The sequence below is a fragment of the Caloramator proteoclasticus DSM 10124 genome (assembly GCF_900129265.1).
GTDB lineage: Bacteria > Bacillota > Clostridia > Clostridiales > Caloramatoraceae > Thermobrachium > Thermobrachium proteoclasticum.
The window spans coordinates 1-3,629 of sequence record NZ_FQVG01000092.1 but is presented as its reverse complement, the minus strand read 5'-3'; the positions used below and the strand labels follow the sequence as shown (position 1 = coordinate 3,629).

4 protein-coding genes are annotated in these 3,629 nt (G+C 29.1%); 3 read left to right on the top strand and 1 reads right to left on the bottom strand.

The window, feature by feature from the left end; all coding sequences use genetic code 11:
• Positions 1–321 precede the first annotated feature (321 nt).
• The gene (locus BUB63_RS12795) at positions 322–1,110 is read left to right on the top strand and encodes a GGDEF domain-containing protein (RefSeq protein WP_073250351.1); all 789 of its coding nucleotides are present in this window, start codon (positions 322–324) and stop codon (positions 1,108–1,110) included.
• A 20-nt stretch (positions 1,111–1,130) separates the two neighbouring features.
• On the opposite strand, the gene BUB63_RS12790 is transcribed toward BUB63_RS12795, so the two are convergent.
• The gene (locus BUB63_RS12790; protein ID WP_073250348.1) at positions 1,131–1,775 is read right to left on the bottom strand and encodes a BON domain-containing protein; all 645 of its coding nucleotides are present in this window, start codon (positions 1,773–1,775) and stop codon (positions 1,131–1,133) included.
• Positions 1,776–1,883: 108 nt separating this feature from the next.
• On the opposite strand from BUB63_RS12790, the gene BUB63_RS12785 reads away from it, so the two are divergent.
• Together BUB63_RS12785 and BUB63_RS12780 are read left to right on the top strand one after the other, a co-directional pair.
• Positions 1,884–3,356, top strand: coding sequence for a spore germination protein (locus BUB63_RS12785; protein ID WP_073250345.1), 1,473 nt, complete (start codon positions 1,884–1,886; stop codon positions 3,354–3,356).
• Positions 3,349–3,585 carry a GerAB/ArcD/ProY family transporter gene (locus BUB63_RS12780; protein ID WP_073250340.1) on the top strand — a complete coding sequence of 79 codons (237 nt, stop codon included), beginning with the start codon at positions 3,349–3,351 and terminating at the stop codon, positions 3,583–3,585. Before BUB63_RS12785 ends, BUB63_RS12780 begins: the two co-directional genes overlap by 8 nt.
• The last annotated feature ends 44 nt before the right edge of the window (positions 3,586–3,629 follow it).

Here is a 3,629-nt window from a genome sequence, read left to right as displayed (position 1 = left end):
ACTTTTTAAGTGAAATGCAGTTTAGTAAAAAATTAAGTTAATATGGGCTATAGAACTCTTTTAAATAAATTCCATGAATAATTCAGGTTTAATAAAAAATATTTATATTTCTCTTTAACTTTAATTTGTACTGCTATATATTATTCAAATTATTTTATATCAAGTAGTATATTTGGATATTTAGGATTTCAAAAAATAATTTTTTCAGCTCTCTATATATCGGTTCTATCATTTGTTTTCTTTTTAAGAAAGAATTATGGTATAGAGCAAAATGAATTTATTAAATATTTAAGCATTATATACTTATTTTTAATAATTGTAATGATAATATTCTGTAATGATATTTATAAACTAACAATTTATAGAAAAAAGCTTGAATTTATTGTTTTACTTGCAATAGGTTATATAATTTACATTTCTATTTATGCATATAGAAAATACATAAGAAATAAATTTATATATTTAACTGTATATTCAATTTCTATATTGATGATAGTACACGATATACTTATTGATTTATCAATAATAAAAAAATACAATGCTTTTCATTACAATAGTTATGCTATTATGCTAATACTGTTTTATATGGCCTATGAACTTTCATCAGAACAAAATAATATTTATATAAATTCTATAAAGGACCCTCTTACTGGATTGTATAATAGGCGTTTCTTAGACAGCTATATATCTAATGCCTATAACAAAAAAGGCTTTTATACTCTTTTTATAATTGACTTTGATAATTTTAAAAAGATAAATGATAAATATGGGCATATTGTTGGGGACATAGTATTAAAAAATGCAGCAAACATTATAAACAATAGACTTCCTGAAAATTGCATTGCAGCAAGATATGGAGGAGAAGAGTTTATAGTATTTTGTGAAAAATCAAAAGCCTTTTCTATAAATTTAGCAGAAAACATAAGGCGTGAGATAGAAAGATATAATTGGACAAAGGAAATTGGAGATAGGGATATTAAGGTTACTGTGAGTATAGGTGCAGTTGAGTTTGACTTTAAAGATGAATTTGTAAATGTTCTTAATCTTGCAGATTCTGCCTTGTATAGGGCAAAAAGTAACGGAAAAAATAGAGTAGAATGGATAAATTAGGGGCTATTTTTGCCCCTAATTCATCTCCTTGTCTTTAAAAGGTTTCTTACCTTTTTAACTCCTTCAATATCCTCTATTATCTCTACTGCCATTTCCATTTCATTTCTTCCATTTACAAATCCAGAGAGTCTAACATATCCATCTTCTACAGAAATATTTAGGTCGTTATTGCTTATGCCGTGATTTCTAAGTTCTTCCACAATCTTATTTGTTAATGTTATATCATCAATTTTGCCCTCATCCTTAACCTTCATATTTGAAACTACATCTTTAACACCAAAGGCTTCCTTTGCAGTTTCCATAGCCTTTCTTTTTACCTTTGCAGTATCAACTGTTCCCATAAGTATAGCTGTTCCACCTTCTACTTTTACGCCAACTGAATTAAGGTTTGGATTATCCCTTAGTTTATTAATTACCTCAAATTCAGCCTCTTTGTCTGTAAATGTTCCGTCGGTAGATATGGTAAGTGAGTTTTCAAGCTTTTTAATACCGTCTATTCTTCTCACAAGCTCTTCGATTTTAGTCTTTTCTGATAGAGTATCAACTATACCAGATATTGTTACGTGACCATCAACACATCGTACCTTTATATCGTAGGATAGTTCCTGCAGCTCATCCTCTAACAGATTTCGTATTCTTTCAACTATTTCTTCATCATTGTACATATTATCACCCCTTTATAATATTTTTAGCATTCATAAAATTTTAATTCGTACTTCTTTTTATGGTATTTTTATGAAAATATTTGAAAAAATAAATAGAGAGGTGATGTTATGATTGAGCAGATTTTGGTGGAGGATTTTAATAAAAATTTAACCTTAATATCTAATTTTGTTGCACAAAACAGTAATTTTATAAAAAAGGAGATTCTTATAAATAGTAAAATAAATGCCTATGTTCTTTTTATAGATGGTCTTGCAGATAAAAACTATGTTGAAGAGGCTATAATAAAACCCTTTTTATACAAAGTAGATATAGATATAAAAAAAGAAGAAGATTTGTATGAAGCATCTAAAAAATATCTATTTATAAGTAGCTTTAGGTTAAACAATAATGCAAAGGATATTGGTGCTGAAATACTCAGTGGAAAAACAGCTGTTATTGTAGATGGAATAAAAAGTGCAATGATTATAGATACAATAAACCCAAAATACAGGGACATACAAGAATCTACATCAGAAAAATCTATTTTAGGTATAAGAGAGAGCTTTACAGAAAACATTGATTTAAATATAACACTAATTCAGAGAAAAATAAAAAGTCCAAATCTTAAGATAGAAAGGTTTGTTGTAGGTGAAAAGACAAGAACAGAATGTGCCCTTGTGTATTTAGAGGATGTAATAGATAAGGAGCTTTTAAATACAATAAAATCAAGAGTTTTAACACTAAAGGCACCAGCAATGCTTACAACAGGTGTATTTGAACAGTTTATAGAAAGAAGACCCTTCAATCTTTTCCCACAGGCAAAAAATACAGAGAGGTCAGATAAGGTAGTATTTGACCTTTTAGAGGGTAAGGCAGCTATATTTGTGGCAGAATCACCTACAGCACTTATAGTACCTGCAACTTTTATAGAGTTTTTCCAAGGTTTTGAGGATTATTCAGAGAGGCTTATAATAGCTAATTTTTCAAGAATAGCGAGGTTTATAGCTGTAATTACTGTTTTAATTTTAGGACCTATATATTTAACCCTTCTTTTGTATAATGCAGAGCTTTTTCCTTATCAACTTATGATGGTAATAATAGATTCAAGAAAGGGAATACCTCTTCCACCTTTTTTAGAGATACTTGCGATGGAACTTTGTATTGAAATATTAAGAGAAGGAGGAGTTAGGCTTCCGAATCCAGTTGGAACAACTCTTGCAATTGTAGGTGGTATTGTTATAGGTGATGCAGCAACAAAGGCAAATATTGTTAGCCACGCAACACTATTTGTAGTTGCCATAACAGTTGTTTCAACATTTTTAATTCCAAATTACCAAATGGCTTTAAGTATTAGATTCTTAAGGTTTCCTATGCTTGTACTTGCTCAGTTGTTTGGCTTTTATGGAATACTTGTTGGGTTTTATATACTTCTTGTGGCACTTGTTAAGCTTGATTCCTTTGGAATTCCATATTTTTCACCTATGGCACCATCAAGGTTCAAGGACTTTGGAGATGTATTTGTGAGGGATAATATAAGAAAAATATTTAATGAGCCTGTTAGTTTAAAACCTAGTTTATCTAGGAGGAATAAAGATGAATAAAAATAATACAATAACAAGAAACCAGTATTTTTTTGTTATTCAAAGTGCAATGATAGGAATAGGTGTAATTAGTTTAGCCGCTGGTGTTACCAAAAAAGCACAGCAATCGGGATGGATTGCCATAATAATTGCAGGTATATATCCTATACTCTGTGTCATTTTGAGTTATGAAATATATAAAAACTTAAACCTGAATTATTCATGGAATTTATTTAAAAGAGTTCTATAGCCCATATTAACTTAATTTTTTACTAAACTGCATTTCACTTAAAA